The following is a 4,046-nucleotide window of genomic DNA, read 5'->3' as shown; positions in this document are numbered from 1 at the left end:
AGGCTGAGTTTGCTGAGTAAAAAAATAATAGATCAGATAAAGGCCTGAATAGAAACTCAGGCAGGCGAGAAGGGCGATCAATGAAAAATTCATCAGTGTGTTTCATTATTATTTTTGTTTTAGGTAAAGCGTGAAGAACCAGATTACTCCGGTTCTTCAGTATGGTTATTTTCCACTTCCTTTAAAAGACGTGTAACTAATAGTTGGTCAATTTTAAAATGATCAACATCGACCACTTCAAATTTATAGTTATCATAAATGACAGTGTCGGCAGGACGTGGAATCTTGCGTAAACGGTACATCATAAAACCGGCCAAGGTTTCATAATTTTCCTCATCTGGCATTTCATCAATTTCCAGAGCGTGCTTCAAGTCTTCTATCGGCGTACTACCATCAATTAACCAGGAATTANNAATTTTACGCAGCTTGAACATCATAAAACCAGCCAGAGTTTCATAATTCTCTTCATCCGGCATTTCATCAATTTCGAGGGCATGTTTCAAATCTTCGATGGGGGTACTGCCATCAATTAACCAGGAATTATTGTCACGTTTAATGATTTGCTGATCTGCTTCAATTGGAGTAACCCAGTCGCCCATCACGGTAATCATAATGTCAGACAAGGTAATCACACCGACCACCAAGGCATATTCATTGATCACAACAGCAAATTTTTCTTTGGTTGAGCGAAAACGGTCGAGTAATTCAGACAGGGTCAAGGTATCGGGAATGGTCAATACATTACGAATGGTATTTTCATTCAATTGTAGTAAGGACTGATTGTTAAGGATACGAACCAGAATATCTTTGGCATCGACATAGCCAATCACATCATCAATATTTTCACTGCAAACCAGAAACTTAGAATACGGGTATTCTGCCAATTTTTGACGAATACTGGCTTCTGATTCCTTAAGCGTAAAGAAAATCACATTTTCACGCGTGGTCATACTTGAAGGAACATTTCGTTCTTCAAGCTCAAACACATTTTCAATAAAGTGATGTTCCTGTTTTTGCAATACACCAGCTTGGGCACCAGCATCCATCACGGCAGAGATATCAGCAAAGGTAATATTGTCTTCACGGGTGGTATTGACTTTAAACAGGCGGAATAACAGGTTGGCAATCGTATTGATAAACCAGGCTAAAGGCTTGCAGACAGTAATAAAAATTTGGATCGGATTAATCACCGATACTGCAATTTTTTCCGGCGCAATCATGGCCAAACGTTTTGGCATTAAATCGGCAAATAAAATAAACAGTGAAGTGACTAAGGTAAATGATAGGGTAAAGCTGATGGTTTCTACCCAGGGGCCTTGATAAAAACCTGTGACCAGTTCAAGAAAATAAGGACGAAAGGCACCTTCACCGAGAATACCACCTAAAATGGCAACGGCATTTAAACCGATTTGCGATGCTGCGAAGAAATCGGCTGAATTTTCCTGTAAATCTAATACTTTTTGAGCGCGTTCTTCGCCCGATTCAGCAAGGATTTTAAGTTTAACTTTACGTGCACCCGCAAGGGCAATTTCAGTTAAAGATAAAAAACCTGCCCCGACAATAAGGATGACGATGATGACGATATTTTGAAAGAGGCTCACAAATCCACCTGTGGATCATCATTATTATGAATATTTTTAACACAAAAGAACTTCAGGTAGTAAGACAATTACTACCCAAGTCAATACAGTATAAGCTTAAAAAAGAAGAAGTTAAGAAAAATCGTATTTAGTAGTGGGAAAATTGCGAATTATTGCTTAAAAATTCGCGATTTTCTTCTTCAATCATTTGACGTGCAACGTATAAAATCAGCTGACGTAACCAGCGGTGTGCAGGGTGATGATGTAATAACGGACACCATGCCATCTTCAATTCAAACTCGGGAATATAGAAGGGCGGGTCTTTCAGCAGCAAGTTTTGATTTTTGGCTTGTAAGCGAGCAATACGTGTAGGCAGCGTCGCCACCAGATCTACATTGGCTGCCAATAGTCCTGGCATTTGATAGTGCCGGGTAAAGACCGAAATCTTACGTTTTTGCCCGATACGCTCTAAAGCCTGATCAATCCAGCCCAAACCGGCCTGTTTTTCCGGATTGACGCCAAAGCCAACGCCCATGCCTGTTTTAGAAACCCAGATATGTTGTGCATCTAAATAACTTTTAAGGTTTAAATTCCCTGCCGCAGGATGCTTGTTGTTAAGCAAACACGAAAAACTGTCACGCCATACCAGGACCTGGTGGAAACTTTGTGGAATTTCATTGAAGCGGTTAATCGCAAGATCAACTTTACCTTGTTCCATATCGCGGTAAGACACGTCACTTGGGGTCAAGAAGTCGAGTACAACATTCGGTGCTTCGGAGCGTAATGCCTTTACCAAACGTGGTACTAAAGTCGCTTCCGCATAATCCGAAGTCATAATACGGAAAACACGATTAGAAGTATAAGGACGGAATTCGGTACGCGGTTCTAAAATCATGGATAAATCAGAAAGTGCATCGCGAATACGCGGTTGTAATTCCAGAGCACGTTCTGTTGGGGTCATTCCTTCAGAAGAACGAATGAGCAGCGGATCATTAAATAAGTTGCGTAAACGACGCAAAATGTTACTCATTGCAGGTTGGGTGACACCCAATTGTTCTGCAGCACGCGTTACATTTTTTTCGCGAAGCAGTACATCAAGATATATTAATAGGTTGAGGTCGACCCGCTCCAGATTCATACAAGAAATACCGAAAATAAACTCATGAAATTATTTCGATTATGCCATAAGCAACAAGGCTTGTGTAGGAATATTGCCGAAAAAAGAAACGAGATAAGGTGGGATTTGATATAGTTAAAATGAATTAATACAGGGATAGAAGCAATAAAAATTTTACTAATATGAGATAAACAAGCGACGATCAGGCGAGTTTGTTAATTTAAGGCAGAATTGCTTATTCAAGGAAATAAAAGTATCAATAGGGTGAATAATATACAGATGTATTTTGAAAAGATGATGTGAAAATGCGCAAAAATCGATTTAAAAATGACAAATCAAGCTTTTTGATGAACAGGCAAGACTTAAGTCTAATGAAGAAAAAATCAGCAAAATGAATGTTTTGTAATCAAAATTCGATTTTACTCATTTTTAATAAAATAAGTTAAAACAATGATTTAAAATTTTGAAACATAAATATAATACGACTTTGATCTACATATTTTTTAAATAAATACCGAGAATTAACAGAGGATATTGGATTAATTTTTTAACTCCCTCTAATCTGTGTTCATCTTAACGAAGCGCTCTAAATCTAAACAAATAATATGAGTATGATTTTAGCCTTCGCTTGATGCAATCCTAATATTATTACAGGAAAATATCATGACTACATACCAAACAGCGATTGATGCAATCCGCGAATTAAAAGCGAAATTTGGCAACACTTGGGCAGACATCAGTGCTGAAGATGCTGCACGTATGCAAATGCAAAATCGTTTTAAAACCGGTTTAGACATTGCTAAATATACAGCTGCGATTATGCGTCGTGATATGGCTGCTTATGATGCTGACTCTAGCAAATACACTCAATCTTTGGGTTGCTGGCACGGTTTCATCGCACAACAAAAAATGATTGCGAATAAAAAATACTTCGGTACGACTGAACGTCGCTATATCTACCTTTCTGGTTGGATGGTTGCTGCACTTCGTTCAGAATTCGGTCCTCTTCCTGACCAATCTATGCACGAAAAAACCTCTGTTCCTGCATTGATTGAAGAAATCTACACATTCTTACGTCAAGCTGACGCGAAAGAACTTAACGACTTGTTCCGTGCGCTTAAAAAAGCTCAAGAAGCGGGCGACACTGCTAAAGCTGCTGAAATCACTGCACAAATCGATGGTTTCCAAACTCACGTTGTGCCAATTATTGCGGACATCGACGCTGGTTTCGGTAACGAAGAAGCGACTTACCTTCTTGCGAAGAAAATGATCGAAGCGGGTGCTTGTGCACTACAAATCGAAAACCAGGTTTCTGATGCGAAACAATGTGGTCACCAAGCTGGTAAAGT

The 4,046-nt window shown here is 39.1% G+C and carries 2 protein-coding genes and 2 pseudogenes; 1 reads left to right on the top strand and 3 read right to left on the bottom strand.

Going from position 1 to position 4,046, the window contains the following annotated elements; translation table 11 throughout:
• Positions 1 to 143 precede the first annotated feature (143 nt).
• From B2Y23_RS15515 to B2Y23_RS02295, 3 genes and pseudogenes are all read right to left on the bottom strand, one after another.
• Positions 144 to 410 (bottom strand): annotated as a pseudogene (locus tag B2Y23_RS15515) (transporter associated domain-containing protein); the annotation flags it as partial.
• Between the two features lie 15 nt (positions 411 to 425).
• Positions 426 to 1,601: pseudogene (locus B2Y23_RS02300) on the bottom strand (hemolysin family protein); the annotation flags it as partial.
• Positions 1,602 to 1,728: 127 nt separating this feature from the next.
• Positions 1,729 to 2,718: a LysR family transcriptional regulator gene (locus tag B2Y23_RS02295; RefSeq protein WP_291352640.1), complete on the bottom strand. Its 990-nt coding sequence runs from the start codon at positions 2,716 to 2,718 to the stop codon at positions 1,729 to 1,731.
• A gap of 642 nt (positions 2,719 to 3,360) precedes the next feature.
• Here B2Y23_RS02295 and B2Y23_RS02290 point away from each other — a divergent pair.
• The coding region (locus B2Y23_RS02290) for an isocitrate lyase (protein ID WP_291368770.1) at positions 3,361 to 4,046 on the top strand (686 nt) is incomplete at its 3' end.

Source organism: Acinetobacter sp. UBA5934, from assembly GCF_002430855.1.
GTDB lineage: Bacteria > Pseudomonadota > Gammaproteobacteria > Pseudomonadales > Moraxellaceae > Acinetobacter.
This window is presented reverse-complemented; position numbering and strand designations above follow the sequence as displayed.